Source organism: Geobacillus sp. 46C-IIa (genome assembly GCF_014679505.1).
Lineage (GTDB): Bacteria > Bacillota > Bacilli > Bacillales > Anoxybacillaceae > Geobacillus.
Window position 1 is genome coordinate 924,781 of record NZ_CP061474.1, and the last position, 22,937, is coordinate 947,717.

21 protein-coding genes and 1 riboswitch are annotated in these 22,937 nt (G+C 53.8%); of the genes, 17 read left to right on the plus strand and 4 right to left on the minus strand.

What is annotated here, in order from left to right; translation table 11 throughout:
• Window positions 1-46: 46 nt before the first annotated feature.
• Window positions 47-135, plus strand: a riboswitch (glycine riboswitch).
• Window positions 136-324: 189 nt separating this feature from the next.
• From gcvT to IC803_RS04765, 5 genes are all read left to right on the plus strand, one after another.
• Window positions 325-1,422 carry a glycine cleavage system aminomethyltransferase GcvT gene (gene gcvT / locus IC803_RS04745; protein WP_081209474.1) on the plus strand — a complete coding sequence of 366 codons (1,098 nt, stop codon included), beginning with the start codon at window positions 325-327 and terminating at the stop codon, window positions 1,420-1,422.
• A 19-nt stretch (window positions 1,423-1,441) separates the two neighbouring features.
• Complete coding sequence (gene gcvPA / locus IC803_RS04750; protein WP_081209470.1) at window positions 1,442-2,788, plus strand: aminomethyl-transferring glycine dehydrogenase subunit GcvPA; 1,347 nt, start codon at window positions 1,442-1,444, stop codon at window positions 2,786-2,788.
• On the plus strand, window positions 2,781-4,244 hold the full coding sequence (gcvPB, locus tag IC803_RS04755) for an aminomethyl-transferring glycine dehydrogenase subunit GcvPB (protein WP_081209468.1): 1,464 nt from the start codon (window positions 2,781-2,783) through the stop codon (window positions 4,242-4,244). The genes gcvPA and gcvPB overlap by 8 nt, the downstream gene beginning before the upstream one ends.
• Window positions 4,245-4,392: 148 nt before the next feature.
• Window positions 4,393-5,376 (plus strand): aldo/keto reductase, encoded by a 984-nt coding sequence (locus IC803_RS04760; RefSeq protein ID WP_081209466.1) that lies wholly within the window; start codon window positions 4,393-4,395, stop codon window positions 5,374-5,376.
• Between the two features lie 30 nt (window positions 5,377-5,406).
• A complete protein-coding gene (locus IC803_RS04765) occupies window positions 5,407-6,597 on the plus strand; it encodes an ROK family transcriptional regulator (protein WP_081209464.1) in 1,191 nt (396 codons plus the stop codon).
• A gap of 57 nt (window positions 6,598-6,654) precedes the next feature.
• On the opposite strand, the gene IC803_RS04770 is transcribed toward IC803_RS04765, so the two are convergent.
• Window positions 6,655-7,029, minus strand: a complete 375-nt coding sequence (locus tag IC803_RS04770) for a rhodanese-like domain-containing protein (RefSeq protein ID WP_063165295.1) — start codon at window positions 7,027-7,029, stop codon at window positions 6,655-6,657.
• Between the two features lie 212 nt (window positions 7,030-7,241).
• On the opposite strand from IC803_RS04770, the gene IC803_RS04775 reads away from it, so the two are divergent.
• The 3 genes from IC803_RS04775 (at window position 7,242) to IC803_RS04785 (ending at window position 12,435) form a co-directional block, all read left to right on the plus strand.
• Entirely contained in the window at window positions 7,242-8,078 is an 837-nt protein-coding gene (locus IC803_RS04775) for a lipoate--protein ligase family protein (protein ID WP_081209462.1), read from the plus strand.
• 256 nt (window positions 8,079-8,334) lie between these two features.
• Window positions 8,335-10,908 (plus strand): vitamin B12-dependent ribonucleotide reductase, encoded by a 2,574-nt coding sequence (locus tag IC803_RS04780; protein WP_081209460.1) that lies wholly within the window; start codon window positions 8,335-8,337, stop codon window positions 10,906-10,908.
• Between the two features lie 114 nt (window positions 10,909-11,022).
• Window positions 11,023-12,435, plus strand: coding sequence for a glycoside hydrolase family 18 protein (locus tag IC803_RS04785; RefSeq protein ID WP_081209446.1), 1,413 nt, complete (start codon window positions 11,023-11,025; stop codon window positions 12,433-12,435).
• A 241-nt stretch (window positions 12,436-12,676) separates the two neighbouring features.
• Here the strand turns inward: IC803_RS04785 and IC803_RS04790 are convergent, their stop codons facing one another.
• Window positions 12,677-13,909, minus strand: coding sequence for a dicarboxylate/amino acid:cation symporter (locus IC803_RS04790; protein ID WP_081209444.1), 1,233 nt, complete (start codon window positions 13,907-13,909; stop codon window positions 12,677-12,679).
• 496 nt (window positions 13,910-14,405) lie between these two features.
• Between IC803_RS04790 and splB the strand changes: the two genes are divergently transcribed.
• The 3 genes from splB to IC803_RS04805 all read left to right on the plus strand — a co-directional run bounded on the left by splB (window position 14,406) and on the right by IC803_RS04805 (window position 16,944).
• Window positions 14,406-15,431: a spore photoproduct lyase gene (gene splB / locus IC803_RS04795; RefSeq protein ID WP_081209442.1), complete on the plus strand. Its 1,026-nt coding sequence runs from the start codon at window positions 14,406-14,408 to the stop codon at window positions 15,429-15,431.
• Between the two features lie 115 nt (window positions 15,432-15,546).
• Window positions 15,547-15,972 carry a transcriptional regulator MntR gene (gene mntR / locus IC803_RS04800; protein WP_063165300.1) on the plus strand — a complete coding sequence of 142 codons (426 nt, stop codon included), beginning with the start codon at window positions 15,547-15,549 and terminating at the stop codon, window positions 15,970-15,972.
• 87 nt (window positions 15,973-16,059) lie between these two features.
• Entirely contained in the window at window positions 16,060-16,944 is an 885-nt protein-coding gene (locus IC803_RS04805; RefSeq protein ID WP_081209440.1) for a patatin-like phospholipase family protein, read from the plus strand.
• Between the two features lie 110 nt (window positions 16,945-17,054).
• Here the strand turns inward: IC803_RS04805 and IC803_RS04810 are convergent, their stop codons facing one another.
• Together IC803_RS04810 and IC803_RS04815 are read right to left on the minus strand one after the other, a co-directional pair.
• Complete coding sequence (locus IC803_RS04810) at window positions 17,055-17,411, minus strand: SA1362 family protein (protein ID WP_081209438.1); 357 nt, start codon at window positions 17,409-17,411, stop codon at window positions 17,055-17,057.
• A gap of 22 nt (window positions 17,412-17,433) precedes the next feature.
• Window positions 17,434-18,357, minus strand: coding sequence for a DUF1385 domain-containing protein (locus tag IC803_RS04815; RefSeq protein ID WP_190304294.1), 924 nt, complete (start codon window positions 18,355-18,357; stop codon window positions 17,434-17,436).
• Between the two features lie 195 nt (window positions 18,358-18,552).
• Here IC803_RS04815 and IC803_RS04820 point away from each other — a divergent pair, with 195 nt between their 5' ends.
• The 6 genes from IC803_RS04820 to spoIIIAB all read left to right on the plus strand — a co-directional run bounded on the left by IC803_RS04820 (window position 18,553) and on the right by spoIIIAB (window position 22,922).
• Entirely contained in the window at window positions 18,553-19,083 is a 531-nt protein-coding gene (locus IC803_RS04820; RefSeq protein WP_081209434.1) for a YqhR family membrane protein, read from the plus strand.
• Window positions 19,084-19,327: 244 nt separating this feature from the next.
• Window positions 19,328-20,389: a M24 family metallopeptidase gene (locus tag IC803_RS04825; protein ID WP_081209432.1), complete on the plus strand. Its 1,062-nt coding sequence runs from the start codon at window positions 19,328-19,330 to the stop codon at window positions 20,387-20,389.
• A 27-nt stretch (window positions 20,390-20,416) separates the two neighbouring features.
• Window positions 20,417-20,974, plus strand: coding sequence for an elongation factor P (gene efp / locus IC803_RS04830; protein ID WP_011231892.1), 558 nt, complete (start codon window positions 20,417-20,419; stop codon window positions 20,972-20,974).
• Window positions 20,975-21,152: 178 nt separating this feature from the next.
• The gene (locus tag IC803_RS04835; protein ID WP_081209430.1) at window positions 21,153-21,434 is read left to right on the plus strand and encodes a YqhV family protein; all 282 of its coding nucleotides are present in this window, start codon (window positions 21,153-21,155) and stop codon (window positions 21,432-21,434) included.
• Window positions 21,435-21,495: 61 nt separating this feature from the next.
• Window positions 21,496-22,413, plus strand: a complete 918-nt coding sequence (gene spoIIIAA, locus IC803_RS04840; RefSeq protein ID WP_081209428.1) for a stage III sporulation protein AA — start codon at window positions 21,496-21,498, stop codon at window positions 22,411-22,413.
• On the plus strand, window positions 22,410-22,922 hold the full coding sequence (gene spoIIIAB / locus IC803_RS04845; protein ID WP_081209426.1) for a stage III sporulation protein SpoIIIAB: 513 nt from the start codon (window positions 22,410-22,412) through the stop codon (window positions 22,920-22,922). Before spoIIIAA ends, spoIIIAB begins: the two co-directional genes overlap by 4 nt.
• Window positions 22,923-22,937: the final 15 nt, after the last annotated feature.

The following is a 22,937-nucleotide window of genomic DNA, read 5'->3' on the forward strand; positions in this document are numbered from 1 at the left end:
GGCGTTTTTTAGTATGCCCGCTTTGGAAAAATTTATTGACCGGCGGATGACGGCAAGGGGAGAGACTACGGAATGTAGCGCCGAAGGAGCAAGCGGAAACGCGAATCTCTCAGGCAAAAAGACTCTTGCTTGACGCAGCTCTGGAGAGCGTCTGCCCATAGGCGGACCACCCAAGAGGAAACCGATCGGCCCGCACGAACCGCTCACGGCTGCGCCGGCCTATGGCCGACGGGAAACTTTCAGGTGCCAGGACAGAGCCCCACCTTTTATATAAAGGGTGGAGTCTGTCCTTTTTTGCGTCACAGATCAAAAGGAGGGAATCGCATGCTGAAGCGCACGCCGCTCTTTCCGGTATACGCCCGTTACGGCGCCAAGATGGTTGAATTTGGAGGCTGGGAAATGCCGGTGCAATTTTCGAGCATCAAAGAAGAGCACGAAGCTGTAAGGACGCGCGCCGGACTGTTTGATGTCTCCCATATGGGGGAAATCACCGTCCGCGGCCGCGGCAGTCTCGCGTTTTTGCAAAAGCTGATGACAAACGATGTCGCCAAGCTGCGGCCGGGACGGGCGCAATATACACTCATGTGCGATGAGAACGGCGGCACGGTTGATGACTTGTTGATTTACCAAAAAGGGGAAGACGACTATTTGCTTGTCGTCAACGCCGCCAATACAGAAAAAGATTTTGCGTGGCTAAGCGAGCACGCAGATGACGGCGTCAGGCTCGAGGACGTGTCGGCTGAAACGGCTCAACTTGCTTTGCAAGGACCGGCGGCCGAACGCGTGCTGCAAAAATTGACCAATGTTGATTTGTCGGCGCTGCGTCCGTTTTCGTTCCAAGACGATGTGGAGGCGGCCGGCGTAAAGGCGCTCGTCTCGCGCACCGGCTATACCGGCGAGGACGGGTTTGAACTGTACTGCCAAGCGGAAGACGCCATCACCCTATGGGAGGCCATCTTGACGGCTGGGGCTGAGGACGGCGTTCTCCCGTGCGGGTTAGGGGCGCGCGATACGCTCCGGTTTGAAGCGTGTTTGCCGCTTTACGGCCAAGAGCTGTCGGCAACGATCTCGCCGCTTGAAGCCGGGCTCGGCTTTGCCGTTAAAACGGAAAAAGAGACGCCGTTTATCGGCCAAGCCATGCTGAAACGGCAAAAAGAAGCCGGCCCGCCGCGTCGGCTTGTCGGGATCGAGATGATCGATAAAGGCATTCCGCGCCACGGCTACCGCGTGTTTGCCGCCGGCGAAGAAGCCGGATTCGTCACGACCGGCACGCAGTCGCCGACGTTGAAAAAAAACATCGGGTTAGCTCTTGTCAAAGCGGAAGCGGCCGCGATCGGCCAAGAAGTAGAAGTGGATATCCGCGGCAAACGATTGAAAGCCACTATTGTACCGACCCCGTTTTACAAGCGGGCCAAGTCATAAGTAAGGGGGAAGGAAAACTGTGCTCCACCGTTATTTGCCGATGACGGAAGAAGACAAGCAAGAGATGTTAAAGACGATCGGTGTTGCCTCGATCGATGAGCTGTTCGCTGACATTCCGGAACAAGTCCGCTTCCGCGGCGAGCTGAATGTGAAACCGGCGAAATCGGAGCCGGAGCTGTGGAAAGAGTTAAGTGCGCTGGCGGACAAAAACGCCAATGCGAAACAATACGTTTCCTTTTTAGGCGCCGGAGTGTACGACCATTATATTCCAGCCGTCGTCGACCACGTCTTGATGCGTTCCGAATTTTACACAGCGTATACGCCGTACCAGCCGGAAATTTCGCAAGGCGAGCTGCAGGCGATTTTCGAGTTCCAAACGATGGTGTGCGAGCTGACCGGCATGGACGTCGCCAACTCGTCGATGTACGACGGCGGCACAGCGCTCGCAGAAGCAGTGTTGCTCGCCGCCGCCCATACGAAGCGGAACAAAGTGCTCCTCTCTAGCGCCGTCCATCCGCAATATCGCGAAGTCGTGCGCACGTATGCAAAAGGACAGCAGCTTGAGGTGAAAGAAATTCCGTATAACGGCGGTGTCACTGATCTTGAGGCGCTCGCCGCCGAAATGGGAGACGATGTGGCGTGCGTCGTGATCCAATATCCGAACTTTTTCGGCCAGATTGAGCCGTTAAAAACAATCGAGCCGCTCGTTCATGAAAAGAAAAGTTTATTCGTTGTCGCCAGCAACCCGCTCGCCCTCGGTGTGTTGACTCCGCCCGGGGCGTTTGGCGCCGACATCGTCGTCGGCGATATGCAGCCGTTTGGCATTCCGATCCAGTTTGGCGGCCCACATTGCGGCTATTTCGCCGTCAAAGCGCCGCTCATGCGGAAAATCCCGGGCCGTCTTGTCGGGCAGACGACCGATGAGGACGGGCGCCGCGGATTTGTCTTGACGCTGCAGGCGCGCGAACAGCACATCCGCCGCGATAAAGCGACATCGAACATTTGCTCAAACCAAGCATTAAACGCCTTGGCTGCTTCAGTGGCGCTCTCGGCGCTCGGCAAGCGGGGCGTGAAAGAGATGGCGGCGATGAACATGCAAAAGGCGCATTATGTGAAAAGCGAGCTCGAAAAACGCGGCTTGTTGTCGCCGTTTGCCGGTCCATTTTTCAACGAATTTGTCATCCGGCTCGGCCGGCCGGTCGATGATGTCAATGCCTGCCTGCTGAAAAAAGGGATCATCGGCGGCTACGACCTTGGCTTTGATTATCCGGAGCTCGCCAACCATATGCTTATTGCTGTCACGGAACTGCGGACGAAGGAAGAAATCGATCGGTTCGTAAACGAATTGGGGGATTGCCATGCATAACGATCAACCGCTCATTTTCGAACGGAGCAAGCCAGGACGAATTGCCTACAGCCTGCCGGCGCTTGATGTTCCGGCTGTTGATATGAGCGAGCTTGTGCCGGCGGATTATTTCCGCACCGAGGAGCCGGAGCTGCCGGAAGTGTCGGAACTCGACTTAATGCGCCATTATACGGCGCTCTCGAAGCGAAACCACGGCGTCGATTCCGGGTTTTACCCGCTCGGGTCGTGCACGATGAAATACAATCCGAAAATCAATGAAAATGTCGCCCGTCTCGCCGGGTTTGCCCACATCCATCCGCTGCAGCCGGAGGAAACGGTGCAAGGAGCGCTTGAGCTCATGTACGACTTGCAAGAGCACTTAAAAGAAATTACCGGGATGGACGCGGTTACGCTGCAACCGGCCGCCGGCGCTCACGGCGAGTGGACCGGGCTGATGATGATTCGCGCCTATCACGAAGCGAACGGCGATTTCGGACGGACGAAAGTGATCGTTCCCGACTCGGCGCACGGCACGAATCCAGCGTCGGCAACCGTTGCCGGTTTTGAAACAGTGACGGTCCGCTCGACCGCTGACGGACTTGTTGATTTAGAGGATTTAAAACGCGTCGTCGGCCCGGATACAGCGGCGCTCATGCTCACAAACCCGAACACGCTCGGGCTGTTTGAAGAGCAAATCGTCGAGATGGCACAAATCATCCATGAGGCGGGCGGCAAGCTGTACTATGACGGCGCGAACTTAAACGCCATTCTCGGCAAGGCGCGCCCGGGCGACATGGGCTTTGACGTCGTCCATTTGAACTTGCATAAAACGTTCACCGGCCCGCACGGCGGCGGAGGCCCAGGTTCCGGGCCAGTCGGGGTGAAGGCAGATCTCATCCCATTTTTGCCGAAGCCGGTCATTGCCAAAGGGGAAAACGGCTATTATCTCGATGATGACCGCCCGCAGTCGATCGGCCGCGTCAAGCCGTTTTACGGCAACTTCGGCATTAACGTCCGGGCGTACACGTATATCCGCTCGATGGGGCCGGACGGCTTAAAAGCGGTGAGCGAGTATGCCGTCTTAAACGCTAACTATATGATGCGCCGGCTTGCCGACTATTACGATTTGCCGTATGACCGCCATTGCAAGCACGAGTTTGTCCTCTCCGGCAGACGGCAAAAGAAGCTCGGAGTCAGAACGCTCGATATCGCCAAGCGGCTGCTTGATTTCGGCTTCCATCCGCCGACGATTTACTTCCCGCTCATCGTCGAAGAGTGCATGATGATCGAGCCGACCGAGACGGAATCGAAAGAAACGCTCGATGCATTCATCGATGCGATGATTCAAATTGCCAAGGAAGCGGAAGAAACTCCGGAAATCGTCCAAGAAGCGCCGCATACGACCGTTGTCAAGCGGCTTGATGAAACGACCGCGGCGCGCAAGCCGATTTTGCGCTATCAAAAACCGAGAAACTGATCACTTATACCGACAAACGGCTCGTCCAACAGTGGGCGGGCCGTTTCATTTAGACCGGCTGCGCCGCCATTGCAGCGTTGACAGAAAAGTTTAGTTAGTTTATCATATAAACTAATGGCAATGATCCATCAATAAGGGGGAGTGAGACATGCAATACCGGCAGTTAGGAAATACCGGCCTTCGAGTGAGCGAACTCAGCTTTGGTACGTGGGCGATCGGCGGCTCGTGGGGGAAAGTCGACGATCAAGAATCGTTGCGCGCCCTCGCCTACGCCATCGAGCAGGGGGTTAACTTTTTTGATACGGCTGATGTGTACGGCAACGGCCATAGTGAGGAGCTGTTGGCGAAGGCGACAAAAGGGAAAGAAGACCGCATCTACATAGCGACGAAGTTTTGCCGCGCCGGCGATATCCATGACCCGGACAACTATTCCGAAGCGTCCGTGCGCGCATATTGTGAGGCAAGCTTGAAACGGCTCGGCCGCGAGGCGATCGATTTGTATCAAATTCATTGCCCGCCGTTTGCCATTTTAAAGCAAGGCGCCGTGTTTGAAGTGTTAGAGAAGTTAAAGCAGGAAGGAAAAATCCGCTATTACGGCGTCAGCGTCGAAACGATGGAAGAAGGGCTGTACGTCATCGAGCATTCGCAGGCAAGCGCGCTGCAAGTCATCTTCAACATTTTGCGGCAAAAGCCGCTCGAGCGCCTGCTTCCGGAGGCGAAACGGCGTGGCGTCGGCATTTTGGTCCGCCTCCCGCTCGCCAGCGGGCTGCTGACCGGCAAGTTTACGAAGCAAACGACGTTTGCTGAGGATGACCACCGCCGTTTCAACCGCAACGGTGAACAGTTTAATGTTGGGGAAACGTTCGGCGGCTTGGAGTTTGAAAAAGGGGTGGAGCTCGCCGACAAGCTGCGTTGGATTGCCGATGGGCGCGGCAGCATGGCGAAAGCGGCGCTCCGATGGGTCATTGACCATGAAGAAGTGACGTGCGCCATTCCGGGCTTTAAAACGGTGAAACAAGTCGAAGAAAACTTGGCGGCGCTGGCGGTGCCATCGTTCAGCGAAGAAGAAATGGCGCGGCTTCGCCAGTTTTATGAAACCGAAGTGCATCCGCACATTCGCGGGGCATACTAAACAAATAAGATAAAAAGGATGACTAGTCACGTGCGGACAGGAAACATTACTCTTGTCAAAAAAATGAATAAACAGCTTGTGTTGAAACTCATTCGCGACCAGCACCCGATTTCGCGCGCCGACATTGCGAAAACGACCGGCTTGAACAAAGCGACCGTTTCCGCCCTCGTCGACGAGCTGATCGCTGAACAATTCGTTCATGAAAGCGGCATCGGTGTTTCGACCGGCGGACGCCGGCCGCTCATGCTCCGCTTTAACGCCGATGCCGGCTCGCTCGTCGGCGTTGAGCTTGGCGTCAACTATTTATACGCCGTCTTGACGAACCTAAACGCCGAAATCATTTGGGAGCAGCGGCGTTCGTTCCGCCCGGAGGAGGGGCAGGAGGCAATTGTCAGTGAGATGATTGAGCTGATTGAGGCGGCCATCCGCCGGACGCCGGCGACGCCGTACGGCGTGATGGGAATCGGGATCGGCGTCCCTGGCGTCGTGCACACAGAAAGCGGGACAGTCATTTTCGCGCCGAACTTGCGCTGGGATGATGTCGCCCTCGCTTCGGCTTTGCAAAAACGGTGGCCGCAATATCCGGTCATCGTCGAAAACGAGGCGAAGCTGGCGGCGCTCGGGGAAAAATGGTTCGGCGCCGGCAAGGAATTTGCCCATTTTGTTTATATTAGCGCTGGCATCGGCATCGGCGCCGGCGTCGTCCTGCATCATCAGCTGTATCGCGGGGTGAACGGGCTGGCGGGGGAAGTCGGCCATCATACGATCGACTTGAACGGCGCTCGCTGCAACTGCGGCAACATCGGCTGCTGGGAAATGTACGCGTCAGAAAAATATATCAAGTGTCGTTTGGCGGAAGAGGGGCGTACAGAATGGCTTGACGACCGCTTTTCCATCGCGGCGATGGCGCTGGCGGCCGAAAACGACGCCCAGCTGGCGCGCATTTTGGAAGAAACGGGCCGCTATCTTGGCATCGGGCTGCTGCAGGTGATTTATGCGTACAACCCGGAGGCGGTCATTATCGGCGGCCCGCTTGCTCAGGCTGGTGATTTCGTGCTTGATGCAGCGCGCAAAGAGGTGAGGGAGCGCATTCTCGTCAAAAAAGAAAGCGAGCCGTATATGATTGCCTCGGAGCTGAAAGAAAAAAGCTGCGCCATCGGCGCGGCTGCGTCGGTGTTAGAAGCGGTCGTTCTGCCGCCGGAATTTGAGCCGGCGCTCTAGTCGATGCCAATGAAAAGAGGCGCCTGCTGTTTCTAGCAGAGCGCCTTTTTTCAATATCTAGGCATTTTTCTTTATTTTTCCTGTCCATTTTTTGAATCCGCCTTTTAAATGATACAAGTTGCGGTATCCTTTCCGGTAGAGCATTTGCGCGGCCCGCCCGCTGCGCAGCCCATTTTGGCAATATAAATAAATCGGTTGATCTTTGCGCAGTTCTTTCATGCGCATGCGCAGCTGGGTAAGCGGAATGTTGCGCGCCCCTAAAATATGTCCAGCCGCAAACTCGTCCGGTTCGCGGACATCGACTAATTGCGCTTTTCGGTAGCCGGCGCGGAACTCTTCTTCCGTCAATGCTTTAACAATTCGGCGTTGCCATAAATAGGTGATGACGGAATACACGATGATTGCGCCAAGAATGATGAGCAATGCCTCCATCCGTTAGGCCTCCTTTCCCTTCGTCCACTATTCCTATTATATAAAGTTGCCGCTTAGAAGCAAAGTGTTTTCCTAATGGCATTTTTCTTCCCTTGGCCGGCGTTGTTTGCTAAACTAGTAAAGGCGGCAGAGAAGGCGGTTTAGCGTGACTTATGAACAAGCCACCGCAACGCCCGATATGGCATGTTTGAAATCGTAGAGAAGGTGAAACGATGGCAAAAGAAGTATGGCGCTTTATCGATTCTGGCGACCGTTCACCGTCGTTTAATATGGCGCTTGATGAGGCTCTTTTGGATTGGCATAGCGCGGGGAAAATTCCGCCCACCGTCCGTTTTTACGGTTGGAATCCGCCCACATTGTCAATCGGCTATTTTCAAAAAGTGGAGAAAGAAATCGACTTAGAAGCGGTCAAGCGCCACGGCCTCGGCTTCGTCCGCCGTCCGACCGGAGGGCGCGGCGTCTTGCATGACAAAGAATTGACGTACAGCGTAATCGTTTCAGAATCGCATCCGGATATGCCGCAGACGGTCACAGAAGCGTACCGTGTCATTTCCCAAGGCATTTTAGAAGGTTTCCGTTTTCTTGGGCTTGACGCGTATTTTGCCGTGCCGAAAACGGAAGAAGAAAAAGCGGATTTGCGCAGCCCGCGTTCCGCCGTTTGCTTTGACGCGCCGTCGTGGTATGAGCTCGTTGTCGAAGGGCGGAAAGTGGCCGGCAGCGCGCAAACGCGGCAAAAGGGCGTCATTTTGCAGCACGGCTCGATTTTGCTTGACTTGGACGAGGATTTGTTGTTCAGCTTGTTTAAATACCCGAACGAACGGGTAAAAGAGCGGCTGCAGCGCAATTTTAAAAACAAGGCGGTCGCGATCAACGAGCTGACGGAGCGGACGGTAACGATCGAGGAAGCGAAAGAGGCGTTTTACAAAGGGTTTGAAAAGGGCTTGAACATCGTGCTGGAGCCATATACGCTGACGGCCGAAGAGTTGGCGTATGTTGAGGAATTGGCGCGGACAAAGTACGAAAGCGACGAATGGAATTTTAAGCGCTAAGCGGCAACGTGGAAAATCGTTCATTTTTCGGCAAAAACGGCATCATCCATCCGGTTTTCTCCGCTTTTCGCCGTTTTTTGCCTTTTTTTCTGCTTGACAAAAACGAAATCATTTGTTCTAAATCACAATATATAGTATGATTTTCGTAAAAAACCATACTATATATTGTTTTTTTCTGATTGATATGGTAAGGTAGAGAAGACAGGACAACTTTGCCAAAACGTGAGAGATTATATAAAAGAGGAGAGATAGGAGAATGACGGTGGCGTCGTCTGAAAAAATGAAAATCAATATTGAAAAGCTAAACGAGGATATTCGCTTGTTTCCGCAAGTGCATCCGATTACGCCGGATATGCACATCACCCATAAAGGCGTGTCCCGTTTAGTGATGCTTGACCGGTATTCGTTTAAGGATACGGAAAAGCTGACGCTCACACCGGGCGATTTTGTCGTGTTGACGATCAAGGAGGACCCGAAATTTCCGGCCCGCGGGCTCGGCTTTATCGTCGACATCGACTGGGAGGCGAAAAAAGCCCATGTGTTGATCGAGGACGAGTACCGGCATGTGCTCGAAGGCGAAGAGGCAGAAACCGGCATTGTCTTCCGCTCGCTCGACATTATCGACAAGCCGCTGGAAATTTTTTATGAACAAATTGCGAAACGGAACGCGACTGGGCTTGCTACTGTAGAGAAAACGGCGGAAAAGCGCAGCGAGTGGTTCCAAAAGTTTTATGAGGAACTCTCGAGCATGAATTTTGTCCCAGCCGGCCGCGTGTTGTACGGGGCGGGTTCGGGCAAGGAAGTGACGTATTTCAACTGCTATGTGATGCCGTTTGTGAAAGATTCGCGGGAAGGCATTTCCGAACACCGAAAGCAGGTGATGGAAATTATGAGCCGCGGCGGCGGAGTTGGCACGAACGGTTCGACATTGCGGCCGCGCCATACGCTCGCGCGCGGGGTAAACGGCAAATCGTCCGGGTCGGTTTCCTGGCTTGATGACATTGCCAAGCTGACCCACCTTGTCGAGCAAGGTGGCTCCCGCCGCGGCGCCCAAATGATCATGCTTGCCGACTGGCACCCGGACATTATCGAATTTATCGTCTCGAAAATGCAAAACCCACGCATCTTGCGCTACCTGCTCGAGAATATGGAAGATGAGGGCATCAAAAAAGCGGCGCGCGACAAACTGAAATTCACGCCGCTCACCGACCGGGAACGGGCGATGTACGAGGCGATCGTCCGCTACAAAAACGAACCCGGCTACGGCGGCTTTACCGAAGAAATCATTAAAGACGCCGAAGAAAAACTGCGCACCGGCGGTACATATACCGTCCATAATCCTGACTTTTTAACCGGTGCGAACATTTCGGTCTGCCTGACAAAAGAGTTCATGGAGGCGGTCGAAAACGACGATGAATATGCACTCCGCTTCCCGGATGTAGAAACCTATTCCGAAGAAGAAATGCGCATTTACAACGAAAAATGGCATGAAGTTGGCGATGTGCGCGAATGGGAAAAAATGGGCTACCGCGTCCGCGTCTACCGGAAAATCCGCGCCCGCGAGCTATGGAAGCTGATTAACATTTGCGCCACGTACTCGGCCGAGCCGGGCATTTTCTTCATCGACAATGCCAACGAAATGACGAACGCCCGTGCGTACGGACAAAAAGTCGTTGCGACTAACCCATGTGGGGAACAACCTTTAGCGCCATATTCTGTCTGCAACCTCGCCGCCATTAACTTGGCAAACATGGTCGATAAAGAACGGAAAGTCGTCGACTATGAAAAACTGAAGCGCACGGTTGAGATCGGTGTGCGGATGCAAGACAACGTCATTGATGCCACGCCGTATTTCCTTGAGGAAAACAAAAAGCAAGCGTTCGGTGAGCGCCGCATCGGCCTTGGCGTCATGGGGCTCGCGGACTTGCTTATTTATTGCGAAAAAGAGTATGGCTCTGAAGAAGGAAACGAACTCGTGGATGAACTGTTCCGCACGATCGCCACGACCGCCTACCGGGCATCGATTGAGCTGGCAAAAGAAAAAGGCAGCTTCCCGTTCCTTGTCGGTGAGACGGACGAAGAAACACGGCGGCTGCGCGAAGCGTTCATCAATACTGGCTATATGAAACGGATGCCGGAAGACATTCGCCAAGCTATTTTACAATACGGCATTCGCAACTCGCACTTGCTGACGGTGGCGCCAACGGGATCGACCGGAACGATGGTCGGCGTCTCGACCGGGCTTGAGCCGTACTTCTCGTTCGCATACTACCGGAGCGGCCGCCTTGGCAAGTTCATCGAAGTGAAGGCCGATATCGTCCAAGAATATTTAGACAAGCATCCGGAAGCCGACCCGAACCACTTGCCGCATTGGTTTGTGACGGCGATGGACTTGCCGCCGGAAGCGCATGCTGATGTGCAATGCATCATCCAGCGCTGGGTCGACTCGAGCTTGTCGAAAACGGTCAATGCACCAAAAGGCTACACGGTCGAGCAAGTGCAAAAAGTGTATGAGCGGCTGTGGCGCTGCGGCGCGAAAGGCGGCACCGTCTATGTTGACGGCAGCCGCGATGCGCAAGTGTTGACGCTGAAAGCGGAAGAAAACACGGTTGAAGAGCAGCTGGAACTCATTCCGGAAGAAACGGAAGAACAGGCGAAGAAACGCACCGTCGTTCTTGTCGATACGATTCAAGATGTGCGCGCCACCGATGTGACGATCGGCTCGGAAATCGGCAACATTTGCCCGATCTGCCGGGAAGGGACGGTCGAAGAAATCGGCGGCTGCAATACGTGCACGAGCTGCGGCGCTCAGCTGAAATGCGGGCTGTAACCGGTTAGGGCCGAAAAACGCTGGTTTCCATTGGGAAACCGGCGTTTTTTTACATAAAACAGGGGAGAAAAAATATAGTGATAAAAGGGAGGAGAAACGAAAGGGGGAGTCGTGATGATTATTCATGTCGTCCGGCGCGGAGAGACGCTTTGGCAGCTGGCTCAGCGTTACGGCGTTCCACTCGAGCGGATTGTCGCCGCCAATGAGCTAGGCGACCCAAACCGGCTCGCCATCGGGCAGGCGGTTGTCATTCCGGTGCCGTATCGCTATCATACCGTCCGTGTAGGGGAAACGTTATGGCAGATCGCCCGCGCGTATGGAGTGACGGTCGAAGCCATCGGGCAGGCGAACCGGATCGCCAACCCGGCGCGCATTTATCCGGGTGCGCCGTTGTTGATTCCCGCTCGCATTCATACGGTGCGCACCGGGGAAACGTTAGGGCAAATTGCTGCCGCCTATCAAGTCAGCGTCCAGCAAATCATCGAGTTCAATCCAATCGCTGATCCGAATGTCATCGCTCCCGGACAGCGGCTCGTCATTCCGCCGGCCAAACCGCTCATTGAGGTGAACGCCTTCACGATCGACCAAGGGGAGAAAGGGGCGGAGCAAGTGCGCGAAGTCAGCCGCCATTTGACGTACGCTGCCCCGTTCGCCTATACGATTCGCGCTGATGGCGGACTGAATCCCATCAATGATGTGGCGATCATTCAGGCCGCTTTTGCCGCACGCGTCGTGCCGATGATGACGATCACAAATTTTACGTACGAAGACCCGGGCTCAGAGCTGGCGCAAACGATTTTGGCTGATGTTGCACGGCAAACGCGGCTGCTTGATAACACCATTCAAGTCATGCGGGCGAAAGGATACCGGGCGCTGAATGTCGATTTTGAAAATGTCTACCCGTCCGACCGCGAGCGGTACAATGCGTTTTTGCGGCGGGCGGCGGTTCGGCTTCACGCGGAAGGATATTTGTTATCGACATCGCTCGCTCCCAAAATCAGCGCGGAACAAAAAGGATTGTTGTATGAAGCGCACGACTATCCAGCCCACGGGCGCATCGCCGATTTCGTCGTGCTCATGACGTACGAGTGGGGCTATCGGTTTGGGCCGCCGCAAGCCATTTCGCCGGTGAACCAAATTCGGCGCGTGCTTGATTATGCCGTGACCGTGATTCCGCGGGAGAAAATCATGATGGGGTTTCAAATTTATGCCCGCGATTGGGTGCTGCCGCACGTGCCAGGGCAAGAGGCGGAAACGTTCAGCCCGAAAGAAGCCGTGGAGCGTGCCATTCGCTATGGAGCATCCATTCAGTACGACCCCGTAGCCGCATCACCGTTTTACCGCTACACGGACGAGCAAGGCCGTCAGCACGAAGTATGGTTTGAAGACGCCCGCAGCGCGTTGGCGAAATTTGACTTGGTGAAGGAATACGGATTGCGCGGAATCAGCTACTGGGTGCTCGGGTATCCGTATCCGGAAAACTGGGTGCTGTTGGAAGACAATTTCCGCATTCGTAAACGGGGATAAGCTGGGCGGCTAGAGCGTATGCGCCGATCATCGGGCATGCGCTTTTCTTTTGTATTTTGAAGTTTGAGCTGTTTTTCAGTGGGGAAATTGCGAGTCTTGTTCGCATATGTTTTTACCTGCGTATTCGATGACTACGTTTGAATCGTGTAAAACATGCGGTGATCGCTGGCTAGTGAAATAACTTCGCGGCCCTTCCCTATTGGCTTCACAGTGCAAACGAGGGAAGAAAAAAGCGTCCTAATTAGGACGCTTTTGTACCAACTTCTGCGTACTTCTTCTCTGTTTCGGCAACGATTACGGCGCAAGCGGCGTCACCGGTAATATTGACAGCAGTGCGAGCCATATCCAAAAGCCGGTCGATGCCGATGATCAATGCGATTCCTTCGACAGGAAGGTTGACGGAATTCAACACCATCGCCAGCATCACTAATCCGACACCAGGTACACCGGCCGTTCCAATGCTCGCCAATACAGCCGTTAATACAACTGTTGCCAATTGCGAGATCGTGAGGTCGATACCGTAAGCTTGAGCGATAAATATAGTGGCGACCCCTTGCATAATGGCCGTGCCATCCATGTTGATGGTTGCTCCTAATGGCTGCACGAAACTGCTAATATGTTTAGGCACCCCAAGTTTCGTTTGAGCGACATTCATCGAAATCGGCAGCGTTGCGTTGCTGCTTGATGTGCTGAACGCCACGCCCATCGCTGGAGCGAACTGTTTAAAAAAGGAGAATGGATTGCGTTTAGCAAACAGGTAGAGCGATGAGCCGTATGTGAACAGCATGTGGATGATCAAACTGAAAAGAACGACGGACATGTACATTCCCATCGAGCGGATGGCGTCCGTTCCTTGGCTGCCGACGGCGGAGGCGATTAAGCCGAATGCACCGTACGGGGCAAACCGCATAATGACAGTGACTAAATACATCATCACTTCATTGCCTTGCTCGATGAGTTTGAACAAGCCAGCTGTTTTTTCTCGCAACATGGAAAGCGCAAACCCAACAAATATGGAAAAAGCGATAATTTGCAGCATGTTTCCTTCTGCAAATGCCTGAACGGGGTTTTTTGGAATAATGTTTAATAAAGTTTCTGACACAGGTGGTGCCTCTTTTGGTTCAAATTGAGCCTGACTGATGTTAAAGTCGCCGACGCTCCCAGGTTTGGTTACTAACGCCAATGAAATGCCAATGGCAATGGCGATGGCTGTAGTGATGAGGAAATACGAAATGGTTTTTATTCCGATTCGCCCGAGTTTTTTTGGGTCTCCTAATCCGGCTGTCCCTAATACGATGGAAAAAAAGACAATGGGCACGACGATCATATTAATTAAATTTAAAAAGAGTTTCCCAAGCGGTGTAAAAACATAGGCGTTTACTGTATCAAATGGTTGAGGGAAGAAAAGGTTGAATATTAGTCCAACGATGGATCCAAGTATAAGTGCGATAATGATTTTTAACGATAGCTTCATACAATCCCTCCAATGTTTTTAATAAAATATAATGTTATTGTATCTAACATTTCATATCTTAACAAGGCAGAGACAAAGAATTTTCTATTTAAAAAATTAGAACAATTTTTAGAAAGCCAGTGATTTAAGGGAGAATGCCGCTTCACAAGATTATTTCGCAAATACAAACACCTTGCAGCATCAGTCCTGCTTTTTACACGTTCACTCATCGATCAGGAGAGACAGCTATTTTTCACCAGCCTTTTAAGAAGCAGTTGATCTAGGAGGGCGGTGAAAAAGCAGAGATGGCCCCTCATTGACGTTGGATACATGAAAGGAGAAGCCGCCCCCAAAAGGTTTCTCAATAAGAGAAACAAAGCGGTGAAGCAACAAGCTCCTTAAATCACCGGTCTTTTAGGTGCAACCGAAAAATGATGTCAACTGAAAGAAGCGTGCGATTTCCTCCCCTCTTTGAACCATACTAACATCAAAATATGAACAAGTTGGAGGGAAACGAATGAAACCGTTTGTGCCCAAACTTGTGTATTTCGAGCCGGAGGCGTTGTCGTACCCGCTCGGGAAGGAACTGTATGAGAAATTTACGCAGATGGGCATCGAGATTCGCGAGACGACGTCGCATAACCAAGTGCGCGGCATTCCGGGGGAGACGGAGCTGGCGCGGTATCGAAACGCGAAATCGACGCTCGTTGTCGGCGTGCGGCGGACGCTGACCTTCGATTCCTCAAAGCCGTCGGCGGAGTACGCGCTGCCGCTGGCGACCGGGTGCATGGGCCATTGTCATTATTGCTATTTGCAGACGACATTAGGAAGCAAGCCATACATCCGCGTGTATGTCAACTTGGACGACATTTTCGCCCAGGTGCAAACGTATATTGACGAGCGCGCGCCCGAGATTACGCGCTTTGAGGCGGCGTGTACGTCGGACATTGTCGGGATCGACCATTTGACCCATTCGCTCAAAAAAGCGATTGAGTTTATCGGCGTGACCGACTACGGGCGGCTTCGGTTTGTGACGAAGTACGAGCATGTCGACCATTTGCTTGATGCGAAGCATAACGGTAAGACGCGGTTTCGCTTCAGCGTCAACTCCCGCTATGTCATCCGCCATTTTGAGCCGGGGACGTCGTCGTTTGACGCGCGGCTTGTGGCGGCGCGCAAAGTAGCCGGTGCCGGCTATAGGCTCGGCTTTGTCGTCGCGCCGATTTACCGGCATGGCGGTTGGGAGGAAGGGTATTTCGAACTGTTTCAGGAGCTCGCCCGGCAATTGGAAGGGATGGACTTGTCAGATTTGACGTTTGAGCTTATCCAGCATCGGTTTACCAAGACGGCCAAGCGGTTCATCGAGCAGCGTTACCCAAACACCAAGCTCGATTTGGACGAATCGAAGCGCAAGTATAAATGGGGGCGGCACGGCATCGGCAAATATGTGTACCTTGACGAGGAAGCGCGGGAGCTGGAGGAAACGATACGCTCGTATATTGCTCGCTTTTTTCCATCCGCTCAAGTGCAGTATTTTACGTAATGTCCTCTTCATGGTATAATGGGATTGATTGCTATTTTTTGACCTGCCGGGAACGCTAGCGGTGTGTATGGGCTGGGGGAGGATGGCAGGCGAATGTGGCAGGAGGGGACATGCGTTGCCGACACCAAGCATGGAAGACTATATCGAACAAATTTATTTATTGATCGAAGAGAAGGGCTATGCCCGCGTCTCTGACATCGCTGAGGCGTTGTCCGTTCATCCCTCCTCAGTGACGAAAATGGTGCAAAAGCTCGATAAGGATGAATATTTAGTGTATGAAAAATACCGCGGCCTCGTCCTGACGCCGAAAGGGAAGAAAATCGGCCAGCGGCTCGTTTACCGTCATGAGCTGCTTGAGCAGTTCCTCCGCTTGATCGGCGTCCACGAAGAAAACATTTACCGCGACGTGGAAGGGATTGAACATCATTTGAGCTGGAACGCCATTGACCGGATCGGCGATTTAGTGCAATATTTTCAAGAGGACGAACGCCGGGTGGAAGCGCTCCGCAATGTCCAAAAGCGCAATGAGCAAGGAGAGTAAGCCGCTGCTTGCTCTTTTTTGTTTTCCGTACTAAACGCCTCTCCTTCTTCTTACATATGTATAAACGGCGAGAAAGGAGAGGCAGCGGTGGACATTGACATCGTCTTTTCCGGCGGTGGGGTGAAAGGATTTGCCTTGCTTGGCGCGTACGAAGCTATTGAGGAAAAAGGGCTGAGCTGGAAGCGGCTTGCCGGGACGAGTGCGGGGTCGCTGCTGGCGGCGCTGCTCGCGGCAGGCTACAGCGCCCGCGAGGTTATGCACTTGCTTGAGGAGTTGGAACTTGAGCGGTTGTTGGATGAACGGGCGTCATGGATTCCTTTCCCGGTCTGGAAGTGGGTGCGCCTCTACTGGCACCTTGGCCTCTATCAAGGAAAAGCGCTTGAACGGTGGCTTGAGTCGGTGCTTGCTGCCCGCGGGGTGCGGACGTTTCAAGATGTGCCGGCCGGCAGTTTGTATATCGTCGCCTCTGACGTCACAAACGGGCGAATCATCGTGCTGCCGGACGATTTGAACGCGTACGGCATTGACCCGAGCTCATTTTCGGTCGCCAAGGCGGTGCGGATGAGTGTTAGCATCCCGTACTTTTTTGAACCGGTTCGCCTCCGCGGGCAAAACGGCACGTCTCTCATCGTCGACGGGGGGGTGCTCAGCAACTTTCCGCTTTTTCTCTTTGATGAGGAAAAGAAAACGAAAAAGCGGCCGGTGCTCGGCATCCAGCTGAGCGCCAAGCCGAGCGAGCGGCCGAAACGAAACATCACCAATGCGTTAGATTTGTATGAGGCGCTGTTTGCGGCGATGAAAGAGGCGCATGATGCCCGCTACATTTCGCGCCGCCATGAAAAAAACATCGTCTTTTTACCGGTGGAAAACGTTATGTCGACCGAGTTTTCCGTCGACCCCGAGGCGCGCCGGCGCCTCATCGATTACGGGCGCGAGCGGACGCGGCAGTTTTTGCGGCAATGGGCGTACTAGGCAGGGAGCGGCGGCAAGGCTGCAGCACTTGCGGTGCGAAAAAGCGAATCATGCGCGTCAAGGAGCGCCGCCTGCCTCACGCGGACGGCGGCAAACAAAAAAGAATCAAGCTAAAACGAAGCTCGATTCTTTTTTTTGCCTTTTTTTCCGTCAATCACGGTTAAATGCGGGGTCGCGGTCCGCTTTTTCAGCGGCCGTTTCAGTTTTGCCGGCTTTGGCTGCTTGCGCCCGGAGCGGGGATGGAGCTTTTTCGACTGCCGCACCGCTTTTAAGTACGACAACCGTTCTTTATCGGTGCGGCGTTGGTACACGAAACGGTAAAAGAGATAAATCGCGGCTATAAACAGCGCAACAAACAACAGCTGACGGAACAGCACCGTCGGATGGGCGAAAAGAGTATAGACAATGCCGAGCGTTCCAAGCAAGATCATGAGCCCGACGAGCGGGTGAATGGCCCTGCGCCGCAATGAATCCACCCCCTTTAATCAATTACTGCACTGCTTTTTTCGCTTCGGCTTCCGCTTCCAAATGAAGAAGCCGCTGAAATGAGGCGATGGCCACTTCCACTTGATCATCGTCCGGTTCTTTTGTCGTCAGCCGCTGCAGCCATAGCCCGGGGTAGCCGAGCCAACGCAGCAGCGGAACATCCCTCAATTTATTTGTAAACTGCAATACTTCAAACGAAACGCCAAGCACGACCGGAATTAAAGCGAGCCGGTTAACCATCCGCAGCCAAAGCGGATCGGTCGGCACGAACAAATAAAGGAACAAGCCGACGATGACGGTAAATAAAATAAAGCTGCTGCCGCACCGATAGTGAAGGCGCGAGGCGCGCTGGACGTGCTCGACGGTCAGCGGCCAGCCTGCTTCATAAGCGTTGATCACTTTATGTTCCGCGCCGTGATATTGGAAAACGCGCTTCACAAGCGGCGTTAACGAAATAAAGTAAATATAGCCAAGCAACAGGGCTAGCTTAAAAATCCCTTCAAGCAAAATCTGCCCCGTCTTCCCGGGAACGAGCGGTTTGAACAAGGCGGCAGCGAGCGCCGGGATGAGCGTAAAAATCGTTTTGGCGAACAAAAACGACAGCACGCCGATGGCTGCGGCGCCGAGAATGAGCGTCAGTTTGGAGCTGCGCTCCTCATCCGCCTGCTCCTCCCCTGGAGCCACCTCATACCGTTCGCTCGCAAACTGCAAATGTTTTGCCCCGTTCGCGCTTGCTTCGATCAGGGCGATGATGCCGCGGACAAACGGGATTTTCTTAAAGGCGGCCAGCGTCGGATTGGCGCGGCGCGGCAAGGAAAAGTATTCAATCGTTCCATCATTGCGGCGAACGGCGGTGACAGAGTGCGTTTTGCCGGCAAACATCACTCCTTCAACGACCGCCTGGCCGCCGTATAACGGTTTATCCATTTTTTTCATCAAGCAAACACCAACCTATTTTTATGTTTATTATTTTATTCTACAAGAAACGTTCGGAAACCTCTAGGTTGATGTCACTGTTATGATTTCCAAAAAATCCATTATTTACACGGAGGTGATCATTTTTTTCGCTTGATTCATGGGGCGGCCGGCTGTAGGTCATACTAACGGACAAGGAGGTGCAGCATGATGGCGGAACAAAAAGGAAAGCTCGAGCAGGAGAAAAGAGAGCGGCCCATGACGCTCTTGCAAAAAACGATCATTATTGGGTTTGTCGGCGGGGTGTTTTGGAGCTTGATCGGCTATTTGGCGTACTTTTTCAACTTTAGCGAAATCAGTCCAAACATGGTGTTAGTTCCTTGGGTGGCCAGCGGCTGGAAATACGGAAAAACAGGCAACTATGTAGCCATCGCGTTGATCGGTGTCATTTCCATTGCGGCGGCGCTCCTTTACTACGCGTTGCTGCGGAACATTCGCGGCATGTGGGCGGGCATTTTATACGGCGCGGCGCTGTGGGTGGTTGTTTTCTATTTGTTCAATCCGTTGTTTCCGAATGTTCAGCCGGTCGCTGATTTAGAACCGAATACAGTCATTACGACGCTTTGCCTATACATTTTATACGGCGTGTTCGTCGGCTATTCGATTTCCTTTGAGACGCAGGAAATGAACCGGCCATCCCAAAGCACCGGGAAAGAGGCGGCGAAGGAAGGAAGCTGACGAAGCGTCCCTATGTTGCTTGAGCAAACGGCGCGCCTCTCTGTCAAACCGACGTATAGCGAAACTTTCCTCCCTATGGTAAAATAAAGAAGGTTTTCACAAGGCTTCGTATCGCATGATGGCTGGTGACAAGCGGCCGTATGAAACCGGCGCATCGTGCCGCCTTTGGCGCGGTCGCGGCTGAAAAGCCCCCTTCATGGCCAAACGGCAGGGGGCAAATTCCATGGGAAGAGGAGAATGAGGGATGGAAAAGCTGGAAAAACTTCGAACGCTTCTTGAGGAGCGGCATATTGATGGTCTTTTAGTGACAAACGGCTACAACCGCCGCTACATCACGGGGTTTACCGGCACGGCTGGCGTCGCGCTTGTCAGCCGCGAAGGGGCGATGTTTATTACCGACTTCCGCTATGTCGAGCAAGCATCCAAACAAGTCGAAGGCTTTGAGATTGTTCAACATAGCGGGCCGATCGTTGAAGAAATCGCGAGACAAGTAAAGCGGCTTGGCATCGGCAAACTTGGCTTTGAGCAGGAAGACGTCACGTACGCAGCATACAAAGCGTATGAGGAGGCGATCAGCGCCGAGCTTGTGCCGACGTCGAACGTAGTGGAAACGTTGCGCTTGATTAAGTCGGAAGCAGAGATTAAGATATTAAAGGAAGCAGCAGAAATCGCTGATGCGGCATTTGCCCATATTTTGTCGTTCATCCGTCCGGGCGTCAAAGAAATCGAAGTGGCGAATGAGCTCGAGTTTTTTATGCGCAAGCAAGGAGCGTCTTCTTCTTCCTTTGATACGATCGTCGCGTCCGGCTACCGCTCGGCGCTGCCGCACGGGGTGGCGTCAGAGAAAACGATTGAGCGCGGTGAGCTTGTCACGCTTGATTTCGGGGCTTACTACAAAGGATATTGCTCCGATCTCACAAGGACGGTCGCCGTCGGCGACATCAGCGCCGAACTGAAAACGATTTACGATATCGTCCTTGAGGCGCAGCGGCGCGGCATGAGCGGTCTTAAGGCAGGCATGACCGGCAAAGAGGCGGATGCGTTAACGCGCGATTACATCCGTGAAAAAGGGTATGCCGATTATTTCGGCCATTCGACCGGCCATGGCATCGGCCTTGAGATTCACGAAGGGCCGGCGCTTTCGTTCCGTTCCGATGCAGTGCTTGAGCCAGGCATGGTCGTCACCGTCGAGCCGGGCATTTACATCCCGGGGCTTGGCGGGGTGCGCATTGAAGACGATGCGGTCATCACCGCTGACGGGAACGAGGCGCTCACTCATTCGCCAAAAGAACTAATCATTTTATAATGGATTGCGTGAGGAGGATTTCGGTCAATGATTTCAGTGAACGATTTTCGCACAGGGCTTACGATCGAGGTCGACGGCGAAATTTGGCGCGTCCTTGAGTTCCAGCATGTCAAGCCGGGCAAAGGGGCGGCGTTCGTCCGTTCAAAGCTGCGCAATTTGCGCACCGGCGCCATTCAAGAGCGGACGTTCCGCGCCGGTGAAAAAGTAAACCGGGCGCAAATTGATACGCGCAAAATGCAATATTTGTACGCCAACGGCGACCAGCACGTCTTTATGGATATGGAAACGTACGAACAAATCGAGCTGCCGGCGAAACAAATCGAGCATGAGCTGAAGTTTTTAAAAGAAAACATGGAAGTGTTTATCATGATGTATCAAGGCGAAACGATCGGCGTCGAGCTGCCGAACACCGTCGAATTGAAAGTCGTTGAAACAGAACCGGGCATCAAAGGCGACACAGCTTCCGGCGGTTCGAAACCGGCCAAGCTCGAAACCGGCCTTGTCGTTCAAGTGCCGTTTTTCGTCAATGAAGGCGACACGCTCATCATTAACACAGCTGACGGCACGTACGTTTCGCGGGCGTAAGCGGCTGAGAAGGGACAGCACCTCTCCGGAACTTTCCGGACGGGTGCTGTTTTTTATGCGTGAAATTGCCGCCGCTTCGCTGTCCATCCTCATTTTCACCGCCAAAAACTTCTTCTGAAACGGCTTGTTCCCGCATACGTTTGTACTAATCAATCCCATTTCAAAACAGGAGGGACATATGAAACATTGGCTGCGATCGATCGATCCATCCGTCTTGGCGATGGCCGGCATGCGGATGTTGTCGGCGCTCGTTGAACTAAGTGCGGCGCTGTTGATGCTGGCGTTCAACGACGTCAAAAAAGCGCTCGCCATTAACGCTGTGCTCGCTGTCGTCGGCCCGACCGTCATGATCGTGACGATGGCGATCGGACTGCTTTCGCTCGCGGACGAGCTTTCGCTTTCCCGGCTTGGGCTCGTCGCGCTTGGGGTGGCGATCATTTTGTTTGCCATTTACAAGTAAGGAATAAACGGCATATTTCGCCCATACATATGAACTAGTCCACAGGAAAAGGGGGAGGGCCATGGAAGCGGTATGGGGAATTTTGCCGAAAACGATCGCTGCAGCGGTGCAGCAGCTTCCTTCATGGCGTCACGGCATCGAAGAAATCCGCATCCGCGTCTCCCGTCCGCTTGAGGTGATCGCCAACGGAACGGCCCGCTTACTGCCATATGAAGTAACGAAAGAGGATGGCATGCAGTTGCTGAACAAATTGAGCCGTTATTCGATTTATGCCGTCGAAGAGGAGCTAAAGCGCGGGTTTATGACGATCGAAGGGGGGCATCGCGTCGGGCTCGCCGGCAAGGTCATCACGGAAGGCGGCAAGGTGAAGGCCATTCGCGATGTCGCCTCTTTTAATATCCGCATCGCCAGAGAGCAGGTCGGCATCGCCAACTCGCTGATTCCGTATGTATATGACGGGCGCTGGCGCCACACGATGATCATCGGTTCGCCGCAAACCGGAAAAACGACGCTGCTGCGCGATGCAGCGCGCCTCATCAGCAGCGGAACAGAGCGCATCCCGGCGCAAAAGGTGGCGATCGTTGACGAGCGCTCGGAAATCGCCGGCTGTGTGAAAGGAATTCCGCAGTTTTCATTCGGCCCGCGCCTTGATGTGTTGGACGCGTGTCCGAAAGCGGAAGGAATGATGATGATGATCCGCTCGATGAGCCCGGATGTCATCATCGTCGATGAAATCGGGCGCGAAGAAGACAGCGAAGCGGTGCTCGAGGCGGCGAACGCCGGCGTCTCTGTATGGACGACCGTGCACGGCCGCAGTGTCAAAGACGTCTGGCAGCGGCCGACGCTCGGCCCGGTGATGGAACAAAAAGTATTTGAACGGTTTATTGAACTGACGAACATCCCCCGTCCCGGCGCGATCCGGCGCATTCTCGATGCCAGCGGGGCGGTGCTGTATGAACGGGCGGTGGTGAGCCGATGAAATGGCTCGGCGCCTTGTTGATTCTCGCCGCTTCGACATGGATGGGATTTGCCGCCGCCCGCATGTTGTATGAGCGGCCGCGCCAGCTCCGCCAGCTGAAAGCAGCGCTTAGGGCGCTCGAGGCGGAAGTGATGTACGGGCATACGCCGCTCGCTGAAGCGTCGGCGCATATCGCCCGGCAAACGGCTGCTCCGATGGGCGAGCTGTTTTTTCGGTTCGCCGAGGCGCTGCGCACCGAGGAGACGAGCGTGGTGGAGGCATGGGAAAAAAGCTTGCAAGCCCTATGGGGGAAAACGGCGCTGAAACAAGGGGAATTAGAAGTGATGAAGCAATTTGGCGCCACGCTCGGCCAGTATGACCGGCTGACGCAGCAAAAACAAATCGCCTTGGCGCTCGCCCATCTGGAGCGGGAGGAAGCAGAAGCGCTCGACAACCAGGCGCGCTACGCCAAAATGGCGAAAAGTTTAGGCGTGTTGGCCGGGCTGCTGCTCGTCATTTTACTCATGTAGACAGGAGGCAGGACG

Bases quoted from the DNA above. Each gene is read 5' to 3' on its own strand.
- spoIIIAA (WP_081209428.1), top strand. From the start codon at position 21,496: ATGGAAGCGGTATGGGGAATTTTGCCGAAAACGATCGCTGCAGCGGTG.
- IC803_RS04820 (WP_081209434.1), top strand. From the start codon at position 18,553: ATGATGGCGGAACAAAAAGGAAAGCTCGAGCAGGAGAAAAGAGAGCGG.
- IC803_RS04770 (WP_063165295.1), bottom strand. From the start codon at position 7,029: ATGGAGGCATTGCTCATCATTCTTGGCGCAATCATCGTGTATTCCGTC.
- IC803_RS04785 (WP_081209446.1), top strand. From the start codon at position 11,023: ATGATTATTCATGTCGTCCGGCGCGGAGAGACGCTTTGGCAGCTGGCT.
- IC803_RS04775 (WP_081209462.1), top strand. From the start codon at position 7,242: ATGGCAAAAGAAGTATGGCGCTTTATCGATTCTGGCGACCGTTCACCG.
- spoIIIAB (WP_081209426.1), top strand. From the start codon at position 22,410: ATGAAATGGCTCGGCGCCTTGTTGATTCTCGCCGCTTCGACATGGATG.
- IC803_RS04835 (WP_081209430.1), top strand. From the start codon at position 21,153: ATGAAACATTGGCTGCGATCGATCGATCCATCCGTCTTGGCGATGGCC.
- IC803_RS04780 (WP_081209460.1), top strand. From the start codon at position 8,335: ATGACGGTGGCGTCGTCTGAAAAAATGAAAATCAATATTGAAAAGCTA.
- IC803_RS04815 (WP_190304294.1), bottom strand. From the start codon at position 18,357: ATGGATAAACCGTTATACGGCGGCCAGGCGGTCGTTGAAGGAGTGATG.
- gcvPB (WP_081209468.1), top strand. From the start codon at position 2,781: ATGCATAACGATCAACCGCTCATTTTCGAACGGAGCAAGCCAGGACGA.
- IC803_RS04790 (WP_081209444.1), bottom strand. From the start codon at position 13,909: ATGAAGCTATCGTTAAAAATCATTATCGCACTTATACTTGGATCCATC.
- efp (WP_011231892.1), top strand. From the start codon at position 20,417: ATGATTTCAGTGAACGATTTTCGCACAGGGCTTACGATCGAGGTCGAC.
- IC803_RS04760 (WP_081209466.1), top strand. From the start codon at position 4,393: ATGCAATACCGGCAGTTAGGAAATACCGGCCTTCGAGTGAGCGAACTC.
- gcvT (WP_081209474.1), top strand. From the start codon at position 325: ATGCTGAAGCGCACGCCGCTCTTTCCGGTATACGCCCGTTACGGCGCC.
- splB (WP_081209442.1), top strand. From the start codon at position 14,406: ATGAAACCGTTTGTGCCCAAACTTGTGTATTTCGAGCCGGAGGCGTTG.
- IC803_RS04825 (WP_081209432.1), top strand. From the start codon at position 19,328: ATGGAAAAGCTGGAAAAACTTCGAACGCTTCTTGAGGAGCGGCATATT.